We start from the raw sequence: 20,052 nt of genomic DNA, 5'->3' as shown, positions 1-20,052 counted from the left end.
CTCCCGGCATGGCTCCTGAACCGCTCGCCACCCTCACCTTCGCCGCCTGGCGCCGTCTCGACCGCGCCGCCGCCAGCCGTCTCGCCGCCCAGGTCGCGGGCACGGTGGGCGGGCGTCTCGACCGCGTCGAGGAGGTCGAGCACCTGGGGGCACCGCTGCACCGGGTCCTGGTCGAGCGCGGCGAGCGGATGTTCGCGCTGATACCGGGCGGGCGGGTCACCGTCGGGTTCGACGCGGCGAGTTGGCAGCCCTCCGCCGAACTCCTCGCCAGCTACCGGGAGGAGAGCGTCAGTCAGGGCTTCGGCGACGGGGACCTGCACGCCCACCTCGCCCGGGTGCTCAGCCCGCGCCGGACCGTGACCGTGCCGACGCTGCTGATGGCCGTCGAGGGCGAGCCGCTGGAGGAGGAGCCCGCCGACATGCCGGCCGTCCTTGCCCGCGAGGGCCTGCGCCTGCCCACCCCCGACGAGTGGGAGCACGGCTGCGGCGCCGGTGCGCAGACCCTGTTCCGCTGGGGCGACGAGTGCCCGCTCGACCGCCTCCCGTACGGTGAAGGCCTCGGCCCGCAGGGCGGGCCGAACGCCTTCGGCCTGCGCATCGCGCACGACACCTACCGTTCGGAGATCACCAGCGAGCCCGGGGTGATCTACGGCGGCGACGGCGGCGAGTCGGTCTGCGGCGGTTACGGCACGGTCCTCGCCTGGCTGCCGCTCGCCACGGCCAACCGGCATCCGGACCTCGCCGCCATGGTCTTCGACGAGGACGGCGACTACTGCACCGACGACCTCTCCGCCCGCCCCGTCCTCGCCCTCCGCTGAGGCCGGGGCCGCAGGGGTCGCGGGGGCGCAGGGGGCGCCGGGATCATGGGGGGCGCAGGGATCGCGGGGGCCGGGGGCCCTTCTTCTCGTCCCGCTCCGGGATGCTCCGCCGCAGCACCGTCCCGCCGTCCGCACCACGACCGAGGGTGAAGGGGTGCACCCGGCCCCGGTTCCGCTCACCGTGGGGCCGGACGGCGCGGCCGCCCCGGCACCGGCCGGATCCGGGCACGGGGCAGCCGCCGACCGGCGCCTCCCGCCCGGCGGACGACGGCCGCCCGGCCTCCGGCGAGTGGTCCGGCCACGTCGCCGTCCCGGACGCGAGCACCCCGGAGGGCGCGGCGACGGTCCCGAGGTGCCTGGGGCCGCCGTTCATGCGTCCGGTTCTGCCCGGCCCGGGGGGCCGCCCCCACGCGTACCGGAGTTCCCGGTGCTGAAGCCATGTCCGCGTGTCCGTCGCCGCCGGTCGAGGTGACGGCGGGCCAACTCCGCCGCCTCCGGCGCCGTTGCCCGGCCCGGCCCGGCCCGGACGAATTCTCCCGTGCGACTTCTGCCGGCACGGTTGACCATGTGAAGTGTTCATGGCACTTTCGTGCGGCGCGGGCGTCCGCAACCGGTCGTACGCCCCGCATCCCCCACAAGGAGAGCCATGTTCAAGAGACTTGCCGCCGCGTCCGCCGCGAGCGCCGTCATCGCCGGGGTCTTGACCTCCGTGGCGGTCGCGCCCGCGCAGGCGGTGCAGGCCGGTGACCTGACGTCCACCATCGCGCTGAGCAACTGCTCCGCCTCGCTGGTGCGTTACCCCTCCTCGGTCGACGCCGACCGGGCCCTCATGCTCACCAACGGCCACTGCCTGCCGACCATGCCCTCCGCCGGCCAGGTCATCCAGAACCAGGCCGCCAGCCGCAGCGGCACCCTGCTCAACGCTTCGGGCGGCTCCCTCGGCACCGTGACGGCCGACAAGATCCTCTACGCCACGATGACCGGCACCGACGTCGCGCTCTACCAGCTCACCGACACCTTCGGGTCGATCACCTCCAAGTTCGGCGCGACGGCGCTGACCATCAGCGACACGCACCCGGTCGACGGTTCGGCGATGTTCATACCGTCCTCGTACTGGAAGCAGACCTGGAACTGCTCCGTCAACGGCTTCGTCGCCACCCTGCGCGAGGACGCGTGGACCTGGCGCGACTCCCTCCGCTACAGCGCCGGCTGCAACACCACCCACGGCACCTCGGGCTCGCCGATCGTCGACGCCGCGACGAAGAAGGTCGTCGGCATCAACAACACCGGCAACGACGACGGCCAGATGTGCACGCTCAACAACCCGTGCGAGGTGGCGGCCGACGGCACCACCACCGCGCACCAGGGGCAGAGCTACGGCCAGGAGACCTACTGGTTCACCACCTGCCTGGGCACCGGCCGCGTGATCGACCTCAACGTCAGCGGCTGCCTGCTGACGAAGCCCGCGGGCAGCGGCTCCGTCTCGGTCGTGAACCCGGGCGGCCAGTCGACGGCGGTGGGCGGCTCGGCGAACCTCCAGATCCAGGCGAGCGGCGGCTCGACGCCGTACACCTACTCGGCGACCGGTCTTCCGGCCGGGCTCTCCATCAACGCCTCCACCGGCGTCATCAGCGGCACCGCGACCACGGCGGGCACCTACAACGTGACCGTCACCGCCAAGGACGCGGCCGCCAGGACGGGCAGCACCAGCTTCAGCTGGACGGTCACCGGCGGCGGTGGCGGCACCTGCACCCCGGCGCAGCTGCTGGGCAACGCGGGCTTCGAGACGGGCACGGCGGCGCCGTGGACGCAGTCGAGCGGCGTGGTCGACAACTCGTCCTCGCAGGCCGCGCACGGCGGTTCGTGGAAGGCCTGGCTGAACGGCTACGGCTCGACCCACACCGACACGCTGTCCCAGACGGTCTCCGTCCCGGCCGGCTGCAAGGCGACGCTGAGCTTCTACCTGCACATCGACACCGGTGAGTCCGGCACCACCGCGTACGACAAGCTGACGGTCCAGGTCAACGGCACCACGCTGAAGACCTACTCCAACGCCGACGCGGCCGCCGGCTACCAGCTGCGGACCTTCGACCTCTCGGCCTACGCGGGCCAGTCGGTGACCCTCAAGTTCACCGGCGTCGAGGACGCCTCGCTGCAGACCAGCTTCGTCATCGACGACACCTCGATCGCCACGAGCTGACCCGGCGCCGGTCGACCCGGCCCATCGCCCATCGCCCGTCGGCCGCCCGGCCCTGCGCCGGGCGGCCCCGGTACGCTGCGTGCCACAAGACCACCGGGTGACCGCGTTACAGGAGCATGGAGCACCTAGTGGTGGCCGAGCCGGGCGAATCACCGCCCGGCTTTCCGGCCTTCGTGGCGTCGCGGGGGCGCCAGTTGCTGCGGACGGCGTTCCTCCTCACCGGGGGTGACGCGCATCTCGCTCGCACCGGCGGCGGCGCAGCAGCAGCGAGCGGGTCACGGACGGGCAGCCGGCCGACGGCACGCTCGTCGTGACCAACCGGTTCGGCAACGGCAAGACCGCCGTCGACCCGCTGCTGCACCGGACGGCGCAGGTGTATACCCGGACGGCCGGAGCGTGCAGCTCCACGAGTGGAACGGCGAGAACGGCTACGACTTCCGGCCCGGTGAGCCCGCGCTCTCGGTGGACCGGCTCAAGGCCGTCCTCCTGGCGCCGGACTGGAGGAGGTGACCGCACCCCGCGGGCCGGCGGCGCGCGCGGCGGGGGCCCGTCCGGCCCGGGCCGGGCGGCTCAGCGGGGGATGCGGTGGCGCCATTCGCGGGTGAAGACGACGTTGCCCGCCTCCTCCGCCCGTACCTGGGTGTGGGCGAGGAGGTGGGTGGGGTCGCAGCGGATCTCGGTGCGGGTGTGGACGGTGGTGTCCCAGCCGGCGGCGGGGCGTTCGAGGCGGACGGTGCGGTCGGTGCGGGCGCGGGCGCTGAGGGGGGTGGCGGTGAGCACGCGGTAGGCGGTGACGGTCTGTTCGGCGCGGACCAGGCCGTCGGGGTGGGTGCGGGTGCCGTCGGTGGCCGGGGAGAGTTCGGTGCGCCATTCCCGGCGGCCGATGTCGTGGACGGTGACGCGCTCGGGGTGGGCGGTGAGCGGTTCGGTGAGCTGGAGCGGGGGCGGGAGGGGCAGGGTGGGGGAGCGGAAGGTGAGGTCGCCGGTGTCGGGGGCGGGGCGGCGGACGGGGAGGGTGAGGGTGGAGCGGGAGGGGTCGAGGGCGAAGCCGGCCGGTTCGGGGCCGGGCCAGATCCACGGCCAGTAGGTGGAGGAGAGGGCGAGCCGCAGGCGGTGGCCGGTCGGGACGGCGGCGCCGGTCGGGGCGAACTCGACGGTGGCGTCGAAGGGGCCGCCGGGTGCGGTCAGGGCGCGGACGCCGCGGGTGAGCAGGGTGGAGGTGCCGTCGGGGGCGACGGCGCAGAGGCGGGCGGCGACCAGGGCGGGACCGGCGGCCGTGTGCAGGTGCAGGGCCAGCGTCGGGGTGCCGAGCGGGTCCAGGGGTTCGGGCAGCGGCCGGGAGTCGAAGCAGACCGAGCGGCCGTCCTCCTCGCGCTGGTCGGGCGGTTGGTCGGCGGGGCGGCCGAGCGGGACGGGGGCGCCGGCGTCGAGACCGGTGTGCTGCGGCGAGCGGACGTGCACCCAGCGGTCCCCGGAGGCGGTGCCGGCGGTGCGCAGCGGGCCGTCGAGCCCGTAGTGGACCTCGCGGATCGCGGGGGAGGGCCAGGGGTCGTCGCCGCACCAGTGGTCGGTGCGCCAGCTGCGCAGGGCGGGGGCGGCGAGGGCGCCGGCGTCGATGTCGCGCAGCCAGTGGTCGTACCAGCGCAGCGCCTCGGGGAGGATCTCGTCGGGCAGGCCGTGCGGCCAGGGGCCGAGCACGGCGCGGACGGCGGGCCCGGCGGCGGGGCCGGATCCGGCGGCGGCGAGGGCGAGGACGGTGCCGGCCGACGGGTCCGACCAACCCGCGACGGCCAGGGTGGGGACGGCGGCGACCGGCGCGGGGGCAGGGGCGGCGGCGAGCCAGTCGGCGAGCGGGGGTTCGAGGGCGTCGAGCCGGGCCAGCCACATCGCCCGCCAGTCGTCGCCGACGTACCGCGGGTCCGGCGGGCGGGCCGCGTCGGCGAGCCGGTCGGTGGCGCGGGTGTGGCCGTCGGCGGCGAGGGCGGCGCCGCCGCGGCGGTGCGGGCCGTCGGGGCAGACGACGACCGCCGCGTGGACGGCGTCCGGTGCGAGGGCGGCCAGGTGCAGGGCGGTCTCCCCGGCGGCGCCGGTGCCGAGCAGGCCGACCCGGCCGCTGCACCAGGGCCGGGCGGCGAGCCACCGGACGACCTCGGCACCGTCGGCGGCGAGGCCGCCGGGGGCGGAGGAACCGGAGGAGCCGGAGGAGAGGGACGGGACGCCGCCGGAGTTGCCGTGGCCGCGGGCGTCGACCCGGACGGCGGCATGCCCGTGGCCGGCGATCCAGGGGTGGCGGCGGGCGTCGTCGGTGGCGGTCCAGTCGGTGAGGCGGTCGGTGGAGTACTCCAGCACGACGGGGACGGGCTCGTCGGTCACCGGGCGCCACAGGCGGGCGCCCAGCTCGGTGCCGTCGGGGAGGGGGACGCGCAGGTCCTCGCGGGTGGTGCGGTAGGGGTACGAGGGCATGGCCGCTCCATCGGGTCCCGGTCGTCGGTGCGGATCAGCGTCGATCGGCGCGGATCGTGCGGATCGGTGCGGATCATTCCGACAGTAGGGGAGGAAGCGGGCGCGCGCCCGGCGAGGGCCGGCCGGGCGCGCGGGAAGGCGGTGCGGGGGCGGGAGGGCCGTCAGGCCTTGCTCAGCCAGGCGGTGGCGTTGAGCGCGAGGGCGGCGTCGGTGCCGGCCGGGTCGTTCCAGCCGTCGTGCAGCGCGTTGTTCGGCTGCCCGGTGCCGTCCTCGGGGGGCGAGCTGTCGCCCCAGGCGGCGATCCGGCCGTTGCCGAAGGTGCTGGTGACGAAGAAGGCGCCGGTGTCCCCGGAGGAGCCGGGCCGGTAGACGATGCCCTTGACCGCCGGGTTGTCGGCGGGGTGCAGGGTCATCGTGGTGCCGTCGCGGATGATCGAGCCGGTGACGGTGCCGAACGGGCCGTGCAGCACCGGGTCGGCCGGGTCGTCGACGGCGCGCGGGTTCTCGGCGTGGATCTTCGTCAGGTCGACGCTGAACCCGAAGGGGTCGCTGTTGTCGACGCCGTTGTCCGTGAACAGGTCGTTGATGATCGCGGGCGAGTCGATGCCGTCGTTGTTGCGGTCGCTCATCGTGTGGTCGGAGATCAGGAACAGCCCGCCACCGTTCTGCACGAAGTGCATCAGGGCGGCCTTCTCGTCCGGGGTGAACCTGATGTTCGGCTCGGGGATCACGACGGTGTCGAAGTTGGCCAGGTCCAGCGGGGCGCCGGTGCCGAAGGTGAACGTGCCGCCCGGCGGCAGGGTCTTCAGGCTGTACTGGCCGGTCTGCTGGAGGGCGATGCCCCAGGAGGAGAGCGCGCCGGTCCAGTTCTTGTCGGTGGTGGGGTGGGCGTTCTCGCCCAGGGGGTCGGGCTGGACCTTGGAGACGATCCAGTCGGCGTTGCCGGCCGTCTCGGCCTTGCTGTTGTCGAACAGCACCCGATGGGTCGTGGTGGCGGCGGCGGGGGCGACGGCGCCGGGGAACCCGGGGCCGCCGGTCGTCGCGAGACCGACGGTGACTAAGGCCGTCGCGAGGAGCGCGGCGGCCGTGCGCAGGCGGGACATGAGCGGTACCTCCCGAGTGACGAGCGCGCGGGAGGTGAGGCCGGTACTCCCATCATCCTCCGTTCGTCCGCCATCCGGTGACCAGTTCGTAATTGCGCATGACTTGCAACTAATCGGGACGAGAAGGAAAGATGGCCCAGCTCCGAGGGCCGGAACGGAACCCGCGGAGCCCCGACGGCCTCATGAAAGGACCCCCGATGACCGGCCCCCGCTGGCGCGACCGGCTCACCCGTGAGGAGTGGATCCGCCTCGCAGGCATGGGCGGCTTCATCCTCGCCCTGCACGTGATCGGCTGGTTCACCCTGCTCGCGCTCGTCGCGCCCGAGCACTACGACGTCGGCGGCCAGGTGTTCGGCGCCGGTATGGGCCTCACCGCGTACACCCTCGGCATGCGGCACGCCTTCGACGCCGACCACATCGCCGCCATCGACAACACCACCCGCAAGCTGATGGGCCAGGGCAAGCGGCCGCTGTCGGTCGGCTTCTGGTTCTCGCTGGGCCACTCGTCGATCGTCTTCGGCCTCTGCGCGCTGCTCGCCTTCGGCATCCGTTCGCTGGCCGGCCAGATCGAGTCCGACGACTCCACCCTGCACGAGACCACCGGCCTGATCGGCGTCACCGTCTCCGGGACCTTCCTGCTCGCCCTCGGCCTGATCAACCTGGGCGCCTTCAACGGCATCCTCAAGGTGTTCCGCCGGATGCGCGAGGGCGAGTTCGACGAGGCGGAGCTGGAGGCCCAGCTGGAGAAGCGCGGCTTCATGAACCGCATCCTCGGCCGGGTGACCAAGGCTGTCACCAAGCCCTGGCACATGTACCCGGTCGGCCTGCTGTTCGGCCTGGGCTTCGACACCGCCACCGAGGTCTCGCTGCTGGTGCTGGCCGGCGGCGCGGCGGCGTTCCAGCTGCCCTGGTACGCGCTGCTGGTGCTGCCGATCCTGTTCGCCGCGGGCATGAGCCTGCTGGACACCATCGACGGCTCGTTCATGAACTTCGCCTACGAGTGGGCGTTCTCCAAGCCGGTCCGCAAGATCTACTACAACCTGACCGTCACCGGCCTGTCGGTGCTGGTCGCTCTGGTCATCGGCTCGATCGAGCTGATCGGGCTGCTCGGCGAGAAGCTCGACATCACCAGCGGGCCGGTCGCCTGGATCGGCGAGCTGAACCTCGACCTGGTCGGCTACGCCATCGTCGGCCTCTTCGTGCTGACCTGGGCGGCGGCGATCGCCTACTGGAAGTTCGGCAACGTCGAGGAGAAGTGGTCGGCCGGGCTCACCGCCGCGGCCGAGAAGGCGGAGTAGCGCCGCCGGGGAACCGCACGCGGGAGGCCCGCCCGACCTGGTGGTCGGGCGGGCCTCCTTCTCTGCGGGGTCCTTCGGCCTCGGCGGGGTGCTTTGGCCGGGTGTCCGGATCAGCAGCCGTACGTCCAGGACCGCACGCCCGGGGCGGACAGGCCGTTCCAGCCGACCGCGCCGATGGCGATCGCCAGGCACCGGTGGTGGTAGTACGCCTTCGAGGCCATGTGCTGGACGTAGCCGGAGTAGGCGCCCGCCGCCAGGGCGAAGCCCGCGCCGATCGGACCGAGCAGTCCCACGCCGACCCAGATCGGGCCGTAGATGTAGTGGGCGTTGCGGCCGATCTTCCCGGTGTACGCGCGGTTGAAGTAGAAGGTGAGCTGCGCCTTGTACCGCAGTCCGCGCCAGCCGAGGTGCGCCTCCAGGTGCGCCCAGAGGCGGCCCCAGGAGTAGTAGCGGGTCTTGGACCAGCTCCAGCGCCCGTCCAGGTCGAAGGAGTTCACCGGGTCGGTCGGGTAGGTGTAGGCGTTGGCGTTGCCGCCCGGGACCGGGTCGGCCTGCAGGAACCGGCCGAGGGCCGGGTCGTACAGCCGCGAGCCCATCAGGACGACGCCGGTGGCGGTGGAGGAGTCGCGCTGCTCGCCGCCGATCCAGCCGTAGCCGGTGACCGGCTCGCCGAGGCTGACGCCGTACTCGTCGAAGGCGCGCACGCTCAGCGCCTGCGCCGGGTCCAGCGGGAGCTGGACGGACACGTCACCGTGCAGGTTGGTGAGCTGCAGGACGGTGCCGTCGGTGGCGCCGGTGATCGCGCCCAGCGTGCCGCTGAGGTCGGTCACGCTGCGGGCGACCGCGCCGTTGCCGGCCTTGGACCAGCTGGGGCTGTCGCAGGAGCAGCCGTAGTGGTTCAGGCTGGTGGCCGTGGTGCTCCAGGTGCCGTCGGCGGCCTGGGTCTCGGTGGTGCGGGAGGCCAGGCGGCCGGCCGCGTCCAGCGCCCAGGTGTTGCGCTGGGTGCCCGAGGTCTCGGTGCGGACCAGGTCGTTGGCGTAGTAGCCGAACTGGGCGCCCTTGGGGTGGGTGGTGGTGCGGCCGAAGGCGTCGTAGACGGCGCCCTTCAGACGGTCGGCCGCGTCGTACTGCGAGCCCACCGTGCTGCTGGTGGAGTCGACGGTGGCCGGGTCGCAGTCCTCCTTGGTGGTGGTCAGCGCGGTCCGGTTGCTGTTCTTGTCGAACGCGTAGGCGCGGGTGGTGCAGCCGTCGAGGGCCTTGTCGGCGGCCTTGGTGAGGCGGCCGGAGGCGTCGTAGCCGAAGGCCGACTCGGTGCTGGCACCGGCGGTCAGCGCGTGCCCGGCCTGCTGGCCGTGGACGGTGAAGTCGGCGTAGTCGGCCAGGACGACGGTGCCGTCGGCGGCGGTGTACACCTTGCCGGTGAGGGTGCCCTGGGTGTCGTAGCTGTTGGTCAGGACGTAGCCGCCGGGCAGGGTCTGCTTGGTGAGCTTGCCCTCGGAGTCGTACTCGGCGGTCATGGTGCCGGCCACCGAGTCGGTGAGCGACTGCGTCCGGCCGTAGCCGTCGTAGGCCAGGGTGGTGGTGGACGGCGCCGAGTCGCTGTGCTTGACCGGGCGGTCGGCCACGTCGTACTCGGTGGTGGTGACGCTGCCGGCGCCGTCGTCGTAGCCGATGACGCGGCCGAGCTTGTCGAACACCGTGCGCACGGTGGCGGTGCCGTTGGTGGTGCTGACGATCCGGCCGGTGGCCGCGTCGTAGACGGTGGTGGTGTCCGGCACGGCGGTGCCGGTGCCGCCGGTCACCGCGACCTTGGTGGTGCGGCCGGCCGCGTCGGTGGTCGTGGTGGTGGTGCGGGTGACGCCGTTGGCGGTCTCCCGGACCACGGCCGGGCGGCCGTAGCGGTCGTACTCGGTGGTGCTGGTGGGGGTCTCCGCCGGGTTGGCGCCGGCGTCGGTCGCCGCGGCGGCCGGGCCGGTGGAGCAGGGCAGGTCGGCCCACTCCGGGCGGGCGGCGCAGGCACCGGTGCCGGTGGCCGACCAGTAGGTGGTGACGGTGGTGCCGACGTCGGTGCCGTTCGACTTGGGCAGGGAGGTCTTCACGGCCCGGCCCTGGGTGTCGTACGCGACGGTCTTGGTGAGCTTCAGGCCCGCCGGGTCCTCGGTGGTCTGGGTGGCCAGGCCCTTGGCCCAGTCGTAGGCGGTGGTGGTGGTGCGGACGTCGGCGTCGGCGGCGTAGCCGTCGATCCGTGCGCCGATGGTGGCCGTGGTGGGCTCGTTGCTCACCGCGGCGTCGGCCGGACGGCCCTCGTCGTAGGTGGTGGCGGTGTGCGTCCGGGCCGGGACCTCGTCGCCGGCCGGGCGGGCCGGGCTGGCGCCGGAGGCGGCCAGGTCGCGCTCCAGGGTGACCACGTGCAGCGGGCTGAACTCGTCGGTCTGCCGCTCGCCGTCCGCCGAGTAGACGGTCAGGGTGGACAGCGCCTGGGCGCGGTCGGCGGTGCTCGCCTTGTCGAGGCCGAGCGCGCGCAGCTTGGCCAGGCCCTCGGCGGAGGTGGACAGGGCCAGGGCCCGGTTCTCCGCGCTCAGCTTGCGGACCGCGTTGCCGAAGGCGTCGTACTCGGTGGTGGTGACGCCGCCCGTGGAGGCGGTGTTGACCTCGCGGCCGGAGGCGTTGGTGTAGGTGATCGACGCCTTGGCGAAGTCGCCCGAGCCGAGCAGCCGGCCGTCGTGGCTGGCCGGCGGAGCGTCGGCGGGGAAGATCGCGGTGGCGTCGGTGGGGGCGTTGGTCTGGCCCCACGCGGCGACGTCCGCGGTGCCCAGCTTGTACGGGGCGTTGGCGCCGCTCAGCGGCACGTCGTAGACGAGGTTGGTGGCGGCGGTGCCGTTCACCACGTCGGCGCTGCCCTGCTGGAGGGACGGCCGGGAGGCCGCCAGCAGCATGCCCTCACCGGCGGTGGCGGCGTTGCCGGCCTTGCCGTAGGTGAAGGTCCAGGCGAGCTCGCCGGGCGGGGTCAGGGTGATGACCCGGCCGGCCGCGTCGTAGGTGTAGGCGGTCTTCAGCGCGGGGCTGATCCGCGGGTCCCACTCCTCGCGCAGGCGGGTCATGTCGTCGTAGCGGTACTCGGCGACGGCGACCGGGGTGGCCGCGGTGGCACCCGGGACGTTGGACCAGAGGCGGACCTGCTTCACCTGGCCGGCCACGTCGCCGAGCGCGGCGGTGGTGGCGGTGGTGGCGTCGGCGTAGACGTACTCCAGGACCCGGCAGCCGTTGGCGGCGGGGTTGGAGGCGCAGGTGGAGTTGGCGACGGCCGTGGTCGGCGCGACGACGAACTTCGGGCGGGCCAGGGTCCTGCCGCCGACCACGACCTTCTCCGAGACCACGGTGGTGGTGGAGTTGTCGGTGGCCGTCGAGGAGGTGGTGACCTGCCAGGTGGTGGCGGCCGGGTCGACCTTGGCGAAGGTCGTGGTGGCGCCGTTGGTGTTCTTCAGGGTGAAGGAGCCGGTGAGCGCGCCGGTGAGGGTGAGCGTCTCCGCGCCGGGCTCGGGCTTCCAGCCGCCGCCGGTGGTGGCGGTGAAGCCGGTCTCCCGGCCGCCGGCGTCGACGATGGACACCGAGGTGGCCGAGGTCTGCCGGATGTACGCCCAGTCCGAGGAGGTGAGCTCGGCCATGGTGCCGGCGCTCCACTGCGGGCCGAAGATGGCCGCCTGGCCCTCCTGCGCGGCGCCGTTCTCGGGGTGCCGGGAGGAGAAGGTGCGGCCGGTGCTCAGGCCGAACGCGGAGGCGTCGGTCGCGGTGAGGGTGTAGTCACCGGTGAGGGTGTTGACCCGGCCCGGGCCGACCTCGGCGTCCGGCGCGTTGCCGCCGTTGCGGTCGACGGTGAGGGTGTTCGGCTCCGAGGCGTCGGTGCCGGTGCCCACGGTGAAGACCGCGCGGACGTCGACCGGGCCGTCGGTGGCCAGGGTGTCGGTGATGTTCCAGGTCAGCGGCGCGGGCTTGCCGCCGGTGACCGCGAACGGCCAGGCGGTGACGGCGCCGCCGGTGGCGGTGGTGACGTTGGCGACCGGGATGTCGGTCCAGGCGGCCGTCTCGCCGCGGCGGTACTGGTAGCGCACGCCGCTCGCGGTGCTCTGGCCCTCGGCGGCCAGCGTGGTGCGGCGGGCCGCGCGCTCGCCGGCGCCGGGCGAGGTGAGGGCCGCGCCCTTGCCCGCGTTGAACACGTAGCCGGTGTCCGCGGAGACGTTGCCGGCCGCGTCGCGGGTGTGCGCGGTGACGGTGTGCTGGCCGCCCTTGAAGGTGAGCGCCGCGCTCACCGGCGTGCCGGTGGTCGCGACGGTCACCCAGGCGCCGCCGTCCAGCCGGTACTGGATGTCCTTCACGTCGCTGGTGGGCGGGGTGAAGGTGAAGGTGCCGGTGAAGTTGCCGGAGGCGTCCGGGGTGCCGGCCCACTGGCCGGCCGGGAAGTCGCCGGAGGAGACGGCGGTGGTGGCCGGGGCGGTGGTGTCCACCGTGAAGGTGCGGTAGCCGGACCAGGCGCTGTTGACGCTGCCGTCCCAGGACCGGGAGCGCCACTTGTAGGCGCCGGCCGGCAGGGCGGTGCCCGGGGTCCAGGTGAAGGTGGAGCCGGAGGCCGCCATGGCGGTGCGGCCGGACTGCAGCGCGGCGGTGCCGTTGGCCGCCCAGACCTCGAAGTCCAGCGCGATGTTGCCGCCGTCCGGGTCGGTCGCCTTGGCCGACAGGGTCGGCGTGGAGTCGCCGGTGAGCGCGGCGTTCGCCGGGGAGATCAGGGTGGAGACGGCCGGCGCGGTGTTGTAGGTCACCGACAGGTAGGGCGTGTTGGAGGCCGCGTTGCCGGAGTTGAACTTCTTCCAGCCGTACGGGTCGCTCTCGTCGGTGGCCCGGATGCCCAGCGTGTTGTTGGCGTTGCCGTTGCCGGCCCAGGCCTGCACCAGCGAGGTGATGTCGGTGTTGGTCCAGCCGGCGGCGCAGGCGCTGGAGTAGCCCTTGGTCGCGGTGCTGGTGGCCCACTTGCGGTTCCAGCCGGGCTGGGCCGTCCAGCGGGAGGCGGTGGTCGCCGTGCCGGTGTCCCAGACCTCCCAGCTCTTGGCCGTGCAGGACCAGGAGTGGAACTCCCAGAGGTTGAGCTTGGCGGCGGTGACCTGCTTGCCGCTGATGGCGGCCATCGGGAACTGCAGGAAGGAGCGGGCCACCTGGCTGGAGCCGTTGTTGCCCAGCTTCAGCTCGGTCTGGGAGGAGACGTCGGTGCCGTAGCCCTCCTGGACGAAGGTGTCGAAGCCGACGCCGATGTTGACCGCCGGGTCGATGGTGACCGGGTACTGGGTCTTCGGGTCGTTGAGGAACGCCGCGTCCGGGGTCAGCGTGAGGTCGACGGCGTTGCCGTTCTGGGTGACCTTCAGGGCGACCGGGGCGGTGCGGGTGTGGTCCCCGCTGCGCTCGTCGACCTGGGCGTCCCACATCACCGGGGCGGGCAGCTGGCCCTTCTCCTCGCCGGTCTTCGGGTCGAGGAAGGAGACCGAGTTGTCCGCGTTGTGGCGGGCCTGCAGGCCGGCCGCGTCCAGGGTCATCGTGACGGTGCCGTTGGCGCCGACCGCCGAGCGGTTCTTGAGCTCCAGGAACTGCTCGAAGCCGGTCCGGGTGGACTCGATGACGAGGTCGGTCGCGGTGAGCGCGTTCTCGTAGCGGGCCTTGGTGCCGTCCACCTTGGGGGCCGGCAGGGTGCCCCGCCAGGACAGCGACATGGTGGTGCCGTCGCCGTTGTCCAGCGAGACCAGCGGGACGGCCGGAGCCTGCTGGTCGCCGGCCGGGGCGCCGGCCGCCTTGAACTTGGACGCGGCGGCGGCCGGGGTGGCGCCGGCCAGCGAGAGGCCGAGCGGGTGGCCCTTGGCCTTGACGGAACCGTCGGGCTGCTGGGCCAGGGTCACGTCGATCGGCTGGAGCTTGCCGGACTTGTCCTTGTACCGGACCGGGCCGGTGGCCATGTCCAGGGTGGTGGTGCCGTCCGGGTTGATCCAGGTGGTGGTGGACTCGGTGCGCTCGCCGACCACCTCGATCCGGCGGTTCTCCAGCCGGGCCTTGAGGTGGGCGGAGGCGATGTCGGCGGCCTCGGCGGCGCCGAGCGCGGGGGCGGTCCTGGCGGCGGCGGTCCGGTCGGAGCCGACGGCGAAGGACTGGCCGCTCGTCAGGGCGACGACGGCGGCTTCGGCGGCGAGCACCACGGTGAGGGCGACCGCGGTGTTGCGCAGCACGCCGTTGCGGCGGCGTGGGGCGGGGACGGCTGGCACGGTGTCCCCGGCGCGGGGCCGGGGCGGTGTGCCGGTCGGGTGGGACATGGAACTCCTCGACGGTCTTGATGGAGGTGGTTCTGTTCGACGGCGACGCGCGCGGGCCCGTGCGGGCAGGCCGCGTCGGCCCGGGGGGACCGGGCTCGGCGGGGCCTGCTTATGGACATGCGCATGTCAGTAAAGCGGCCGGTCCAAGCCATGGGCATGAATCGGCCAAATTTGCGAGAGAAAGCAACCGTCCGAAAACCGGACGGAAGATCAGGAAGTGTCCGGCACGGGACCCGCGGCCTACGGCGGAGCCGCCACCGCGTAGCGGCGCGCCGGACCCTCCGCCAGCGCCCGGTCGAGCAGGGCGTACGCCCTCAGCTCGGCCGCCTCCCGGTCGGGCGCGCGGACGTACAGCACCAGGCCGACGCCCCCCGGGAGGGCGCAGGCGCGCACGTGTTCCAGGCCGTCGCCCGGAACGGCGCGCGCCCACAGGGTGTCCTGGACGTCGGCGGGTCCGGCCTCGCCCGTCGGCTCGGCCGAGACGTCCAGGAGGGTCAGGTGGACGGCGAACACCGAACGGTCAGTCCCAGCCGATGCCGGGGCCGCCGGCCGGGACGTCCCAGCCGATGATCCGGGCGCCCGGGGCGTCCCAGCCGATGCCGGGCCCGTCCCAGCCGATCCCCGGCCCGGCGGCGGGGGCGGTCGCGGCGAGGGTGACGGCGGCCGGGGCGGCCTGCGGGGCGGAGAGGGCGGGGGCGGCGGCGGTGGCGAGGGCGAGTGCGAGAGCGGCGACGGCGAGCAGCCGGACGGACTTCGGCACGGCGGTTCCTGTTCTGTGCACAGTGGTTCAGGGCGTGGTTCGGGGCGTGCGGCGGAGCGTGGTTCAGGGCGTGGTTCAGGGTGTGGTGAGCGGTGGTGCCGGTGGTGCGTGGCGCGCTGAGTGAATACTCCCGGCGCCGGGCCCGCCGCGGGAGGGCGGACGGGTTGCAGCATCCGGCCAGGCAGCATGCTGCAACCCCTGGACGGCAACCGGGGGCTGGCGCGGGCCGCCCGGAGGCGTCCGCAGAACAGACCGGATGGTCCGGTTCTGCCCGGGTGACCGGATCGCGTCTTGTGGCGGCGGGACGGCCGGAGGAAGGATCGGGGGTCGGCGGACCGGACGGGAATTCATTCGCTCGAAGGCGATGTTGTGACGATCAGGGGTCGTTGACGTGCTGGAACTGCTGGGCCTGGACACCACCGCGGAAGCCGTGTACCGCGAGATGCTCGCGGATCCGGAAGGTGGAGTGGCCGAACTCTGTGAACGGCTGGCCCTCCCCGAACCCGCCGTCCGGGCGGCCCTGGACCGCCTCGCCGACCTCACCCTGCTGCGTGCCTCGCGGGAGCGCCCGGGTGCCCTGTGGCCGGTCAGCCCGGAGCGCGGCCTCGAACTGCTGCTGCGCCGCCAGGAGGAGGAGCTGGCGCGCCGTCAGCAGGAGCTGGCCGTCTCCAAGGCCGCCGTGGCGCGCGCCGTCGCGGAGTACGCCGCGCTCCGCTCGGCCACCCTGGTCGACGGCGGCGAGCGGCTGGTCGGCCTCGACGCCATCCAGTCCAAGCTGGAGGTGCTGACCGCCCGGCTGACCACCGAGTGCCTGGGCGTGATGCCCGGCGGCGCGCAGTCCGCGGCCAGCCTGGCCGCCTCCCGCCCGCTCGACGAGGACGCCCTGCGGCGCGGCATCAGCCTGCGCACCATCTACCAGGACAGCGTCCGCAACGACCCGGAGACCTTCGCCTACACGCAGTGGATGACCTCGCTGGGCGGCCGGGTGCGCACCTCCCCGGTGCTGCCGCCGCGGATGCTGGTCTTCGACGGCACCACCGCCGTGGTGCCGATCGACCCGGAGAACACCCGGGCCGGCGCGCTGTGCACCGAGGAGCCCGGGATCGTCGCCTCGCTGGTCGCGCTGTTCGAGCGGACCTGGGAGACGGCCGTCCCGCTCGGCGGGGACCCCCGCCCCGAGGACACCGCCACCGGCCTCAGCCCCGGCGAGCGGGAGCTGCTGCGGCTGCTGTCCACCGGGCTGACCGACGACGCGGCGGCCAAGCGGCTGGGCGTCTCGGTGCGCACCGTGCGGCGGCAGATGGCCGCGCTGATGGAGCGTCTGGAGGCGGCGAGCCGCTTCGAGGCGGGCCTGAAGGCGGCTCAGCGGGGCTGGCTGTAGCGGCCGTCACGGCCTCGGGGCGGCGATCGCCGGACGTAACGGAGAAGTTCACTTCCGGACTCTTGTCCGGTCATTTTCTACGCGCGTATCTTTGGGCGCTGCGGGGGGCCTTCCCGGGCTTCCGCACGGCTTTCTACGCGGGTAGCGGGGCGGGGCGCGCGGTGCGCCCGGCCGGCCGACCCCCACCCACAGCTAGGAGTCCCGTTCCGGTGACCACCCCCACTGCTCCCTGTCTGCGCTCCCGTCGCGCCCTGCTGCGCGCTGCGGTCCTCCCGGCCGGTCTCGCCGTCTCCCTGGTGCTGGCCCCGCTGCCGGCCGCCGTGGCCGCGCCCTCCGCCGACGCGCTGATCGCCGAGGTCTACGGCGGCGGCGGCAACGCGGGCGCCACCCTGAAGAACGACTTCGTCGAGCTGGCCAACAAGGGCGGCGCCGCCTTCGGCCTGGACGGCTGGAGCATCCAGTACATATCCGCGGCCCCCGGCCCCGCCTCCCAGTGGGGCGTCACCCCGCTGACCGGGTCGATCGCCCCCGGCGGGCGCTACCTGGTCGCCGAGTCGGCCGGCGCCGCGGGCACCGTCGAGCTGCCCGCCCCGGACGCGGCCGGCTCGCTCGCGCTCTCCGGGACCAGCGGCACCGTCGCGCTGGTCCGCGGCACCGACCCGCTGACCTGCAAGACCGCCGCCGACTGCGCCGCCGACGCGCGGGTGCGCGACCTCGTCGGCTTCGGCACCGCCGTGGTCCACGAGGGCTCGGCCTCGGTGCCCGGCGCCTCCAACACCGCCTCGGTGGCCCGCAGGGCCGGCCTGCCCGACACCGACGACAACGCGGCCGACCTCGCGGCCAGCGCCCCGACGCCGACCAACAGCCGCGGCGAGGTCGCCGAGGGCTCCACCCCGACCGGCCCGACCGAGCCGGGCACCGTGCGGATCCACGACATCCAGGGCACCACCCGGGTGTCGGAGCGCACCGGCAGGACCGTCGCGGGCGTGCCCGGCGTCGTCACCGGCGTGCGCGCCTACGGCTCCAAGGGCTTCTGGATCCAGGACCCGGACCCGGACGCCGACCCGGCCACCAGCGAGGGCGTCTTCGTCTACACCGGCTCCGCCACCCCGGCCGTCAAGGTCGGCGACTCGGTGCTGGTCACCGGCAAGGTGACGGAGTACTACCCGAACTTCAACAACGGCTCGCAGTCGCTCACCCAGCTGAGCAACCCGGCCGTCACCGTGGTCTCCTCCGGCAACCCGCTGCCGGCCCCGGTGGTCGTCGACACCCGCAACATCCCGGGCACCTACAGCCCGCAGGCCGGTGCCGACGGCACCATCAACGGCGTCACCCTGGACCCGGAGAAGTACGCCCTCGACTTCTACGAGTCGCTGGAGGGCATGCTGGTCGAGGTCCGCGACGCGCGGGTCGCCCAGGCCACCGACAAGTACAACGAGCTGTGGGTCGCCGCCGACAAGCAGGACCAGAAGAGCAAGCGCGGCGGCCTGCTCTACGAGTCCTACGCCGAGCCGAACGTCGGCCGGCTGATGGTCCAGCAGCAGGCCCCGGTCTCGGAGCAGCCCTTCCCGGTCGCCAACGTGGGCGACGTCCTGACCGGCACCACCTCCGGCCCGCTGGACTACAACCAGTTCGGCGGCTACACGCTGGTCGCCGGAACCCTCGGCGCGCTGCAGGACAACCACCTGCAGCGCGAGGTCACCGCCCAGGCCGGCGAGCGTGAACTCACCGTCGCCACCTACAACGTGGAGAACCTGGCCGCCACCAACCCGGACGCCAAGTTCGCCGAGCTGGCCGCCGGCATCGTCACCCACCTGCGCTCGCCCGACATCGTCGCCCTGGAGGAGATCCAGGACAACAACGGCGCCAAGAACGACGGCACGGTGGACGCGAGCCGGACCGTCGCCACGTTCATCGCCGCGATCAAGGCGGCCGGCGGCCCGGCGTACGACTGGCGCTCGGTGGACCCGGAGGACGGCAAGGACGGCGGCGAGCCCGGCGGCAACATCCGCCAGGTGTTCCTGTTCAACCCGCAGCGGGTCTCCTTCACCGACATCCCGGGCGGCACCGCCACCGCCGCCGTGGACGTCGCCGGCACCGGCGCGGCCGCCTCGCTGACCGCCTCGCCCGGCCGGATCGCCCCCGCCGACGCGGCGTGGGCCAACAGCCGCAAGCCGCTGGTGGGCCAGTTCTCCTTCCGCGGCAAGAAGGTCTTCGTCATCGCCAACCACTTCAACAGCAAGGGCGGCGACCAGGGCATCGACAGCCGCTTCCAGGCCCCGACCCGCTCCTCCGAGGTCCAGCGGACCGCCCAGGCCACCGTGGAGCAGGCCTTCGTCGCCAAGCTGCTGGCCGCCGACAAGGAGGCCAAGGTGGTCTCGGTCGGCGACTTCAACGACTACCAGTTCTCGCCCGCGCTGGCCGCGCTCACCAAGGACGGCGTGCTGCGCGACCTGGTGAACGAGCTGCCGGAGAAGGAGCAGTACTCGTACGTCTACCAGGGCAACTCGCAGGTCCTGGACCACATCCTGGTCAGCCCGGAGGTCGGGTACGCCAAGTACGACGTGGTGCACATCAACGCCGAGTTCGCCCGGCAGGCGAGCGACCACGACCCGCAGGTGGTCCGCATCAAGCCGTGAGGCCGCTGGGCGCGCACGACCGAGGGGGCGGTGACCGGGGTCCGGTCACCGCCCCCTCGGGGCTCGGCGGAGCTACGGGCGCAGCGCGGCCAGCACGGCGTCCGCCATGACCCGCTCGCCGGTCGCGTTGGGGTGGAAGGGGACGGCCGGGGAGCCGGGCAGCGCGCCCTCGATCCAGCGGTCGTCCGAGCAGACGTCGTGCCCGCGGGTCGGGGTGGCGGTGTCCACGTAGGTGGCGCCGACCGCCGCGGCGGTGGAGCGCAGCATGCCGTTCAGCCGGTCGAGCACGCCGTGCAGGTACGGGACGTCGCCCGGGGCGAGCGGCTGGCGCAGCACGCAGGAGGCGCCGTCGGCGGGCAGCACCGAGGGGTAGCCGACCAGCAGGATCCGGGCGTTCGGGGCCTTGGCGCGCAGCGTGCGCACGGTGTCCGCAAGCCGCGGCCCGGTGGCGTCGATCCGGTCGGCGAGGTCGTCCCCGCCGTACTGCCAGGACCAGCTGGACCAGTCCCAGTGGCCGTGGCGGTAGACGTCGGTGCACGGGGTGCCGAGCGGGTTGACCACCGCGCCCGCGATGCAGGTGGCGATCACGTCGCCGATCCCGATGTCGCTGTCGCCGAGGTCGTTGCCGCCGATCCCGAGGGTGATGAGGTCGGTGTCGGCGGTCACCGCGTCGATCTGCGGGTCGTTGACCCGGATGAAGGCGTCGTACTGGGCCCGGGTCACGGCCGCGACCTTGGCGGCGGCGCAGGTGACGTCGCGGTAGGCGGCGGGGCCGAGCGCGGCGGCGACCAGGTGGCCGTAGTTGCGGTCGGAGCGCAGGCACAGGCCGGCCGACTGGCTCGGGACGCCGGCGCCGGACGCGTAGGAGTCGCCGAGGGCCACGTAGCGGTGGGGGGCGGGGGTGGCGGCCTGGGCGCCGGTGGCGGTCGTCGCCAGGGCGGCGCCGAGCGCGACGGACGCGAGCAGCAGGGACTTCCGGGCACGGCGGAGCACGGTTCCTCCTGGGGGAGAGAAACGGGTGGGGACGGACAGCCGGGCCACAGCTA

Annotated in this window: 10 protein-coding genes and 2 pseudogenes; 6 read left to right on the top strand and 6 right to left on the bottom strand. The window is 73.7% G+C overall.

The genetic code is table 11. The features are described from left to right. Positions 1-8: 8 nt before the first annotated feature. The 3 genes and pseudogenes from ACF1AK_RS00275 to ACF1AK_RS00265 all read left to right on the top strand — a co-directional run. Positions 9-818: a hypothetical protein gene (locus ACF1AK_RS00275; protein WP_391496535.1), complete on the top strand. Its 810-nt coding sequence runs from the start codon at positions 9-11 to the stop codon at positions 816-818. Between the two features lie 646 nt (positions 819-1,464). Continuing rightward, positions 1,465-2,085 (top strand): annotated as a pseudogene (locus ACF1AK_RS00270) (serine protease); the annotation flags it as partial. A gap of 210 nt (positions 2,086-2,295) precedes the next feature. Next, positions 2,296-3,018 (top strand): annotated as a pseudogene (locus ACF1AK_RS00265) (putative Ig domain-containing protein); the annotation flags it as partial. 570 nt (positions 3,019-3,588) lie between these two features. On the opposite strand, the gene ACF1AK_RS00260 reads toward ACF1AK_RS00265, so the two are convergent. Beyond that, positions 3,589-5,481: a CocE/NonD family hydrolase gene (locus tag ACF1AK_RS00260; RefSeq protein ID WP_391496534.1), complete on the bottom strand. Its 1,893-nt coding sequence runs from the start codon at positions 5,479-5,481 to the stop codon at positions 3,589-3,591. A 161-nt stretch (positions 5,482-5,642) separates the two neighbouring features. After that, positions 5,643-6,584, bottom strand: coding sequence for a hydrolase (locus tag ACF1AK_RS00255; protein WP_391496533.1), 942 nt, complete (start codon positions 6,582-6,584; stop codon positions 5,643-5,645). A gap of 197 nt (positions 6,585-6,781) precedes the next feature. On the opposite strand from ACF1AK_RS00255, the gene ACF1AK_RS00250 reads away from it, so the two are divergent. Continuing rightward, complete coding sequence (locus ACF1AK_RS00250) at positions 6,782-7,882, top strand: HoxN/HupN/NixA family nickel/cobalt transporter (protein WP_391496532.1); 1,101 nt, start codon at positions 6,782-6,784, stop codon at positions 7,880-7,882. A 110-nt stretch (positions 7,883-7,992) separates the two neighbouring features. On the opposite strand, the gene ACF1AK_RS00245 is transcribed toward ACF1AK_RS00250, so the two are convergent. The 3 genes from ACF1AK_RS00245 to ACF1AK_RS00235 all read right to left on the bottom strand — a co-directional run bounded on the left by ACF1AK_RS00245 (position 7,993) and on the right by ACF1AK_RS00235 (position 14,986). Continuing rightward, on the bottom strand, positions 7,993-14,226 hold the full coding sequence (locus ACF1AK_RS00245; protein WP_391496531.1) for a DNRLRE domain-containing protein: 6,234 nt from the start codon (positions 14,224-14,226) through the stop codon (positions 7,993-7,995). Between the two features lie 240 nt (positions 14,227-14,466). Continuing rightward, complete coding sequence (locus ACF1AK_RS00240; RefSeq protein ID WP_391496530.1) at positions 14,467-14,739, bottom strand: hypothetical protein; 273 nt, start codon at positions 14,737-14,739, stop codon at positions 14,467-14,469. A 7-nt stretch (positions 14,740-14,746) separates the two neighbouring features. Next, positions 14,747-14,986, bottom strand: coding sequence for a hypothetical protein (locus tag ACF1AK_RS00235; protein ID WP_391496529.1), 240 nt, complete (start codon positions 14,984-14,986; stop codon positions 14,747-14,749). Between the two features lie 391 nt (positions 14,987-15,377). Between ACF1AK_RS00235 and ACF1AK_RS00230 the strand changes: the two genes are divergently transcribed. Both ACF1AK_RS00230 and ACF1AK_RS00225 read left to right on the top strand, forming a co-directional pair. Next, positions 15,378-16,367 (top strand): LuxR C-terminal-related transcriptional regulator, encoded by a 990-nt coding sequence (locus ACF1AK_RS00230; protein WP_391496528.1) that lies wholly within the window; start codon positions 15,378-15,380, stop codon positions 16,365-16,367. A 209-nt stretch (positions 16,368-16,576) separates the two neighbouring features. Next, complete coding sequence (locus tag ACF1AK_RS00225) at positions 16,577-19,006, top strand: endonuclease/exonuclease/phosphatase family protein (RefSeq protein ID WP_391496527.1); 2,430 nt, start codon at positions 16,577-16,579, stop codon at positions 19,004-19,006. Positions 19,007-19,078: 72 nt separating this feature from the next. Here the strand turns inward: ACF1AK_RS00225 and ACF1AK_RS00220 are convergent, their stop codons facing one another. Beyond that, positions 19,079-19,999: an SGNH/GDSL hydrolase family protein gene (locus tag ACF1AK_RS00220; RefSeq protein ID WP_391496526.1), complete on the bottom strand. Its 921-nt coding sequence runs from the start codon at positions 19,997-19,999 to the stop codon at positions 19,079-19,081. Positions 20,000-20,052 lie beyond the last annotated feature (53 nt).

The sequence above is a fragment of the Kitasatospora sp. NPDC015120 genome, assembly GCF_043080305.1.
GTDB lineage: Bacteria > Actinomycetota > Actinomycetes > Streptomycetales > Streptomycetaceae > Kitasatospora.
The sequence above is the reverse complement of the archived record's forward strand: the minus strand, read 5'-3'. Positions and strand labels throughout refer to the sequence as shown.

Coding starts and splice junctions, on each gene's coding strand:
- ACF1AK_RS00245 (WP_391496531.1), bottom strand. CDS start 14,226: ATGTCCCACCCGACCGGCACACCGCCCCGGCCCCGCGCCGGGGACACC.
- ACF1AK_RS00260 (WP_391496534.1), bottom strand. CDS start 5,481: ATGCCCTCGTACCCCTACCGCACCACCCGCGAGGACCTGCGCGTCCCC.
- ACF1AK_RS00250 (WP_391496532.1), top strand. CDS start 6,782: ATGACCGGCCCCCGCTGGCGCGACCGGCTCACCCGTGAGGAGTGGATC.
- ACF1AK_RS00275 (WP_391496535.1), top strand. CDS start 9: ATGGCTCCTGAACCGCTCGCCACCCTCACCTTCGCCGCCTGGCGCCGT.
- ACF1AK_RS00255 (WP_391496533.1), bottom strand. CDS start 6,584: ATGTCCCGCCTGCGCACGGCCGCCGCGCTCCTCGCGACGGCCTTAGTC.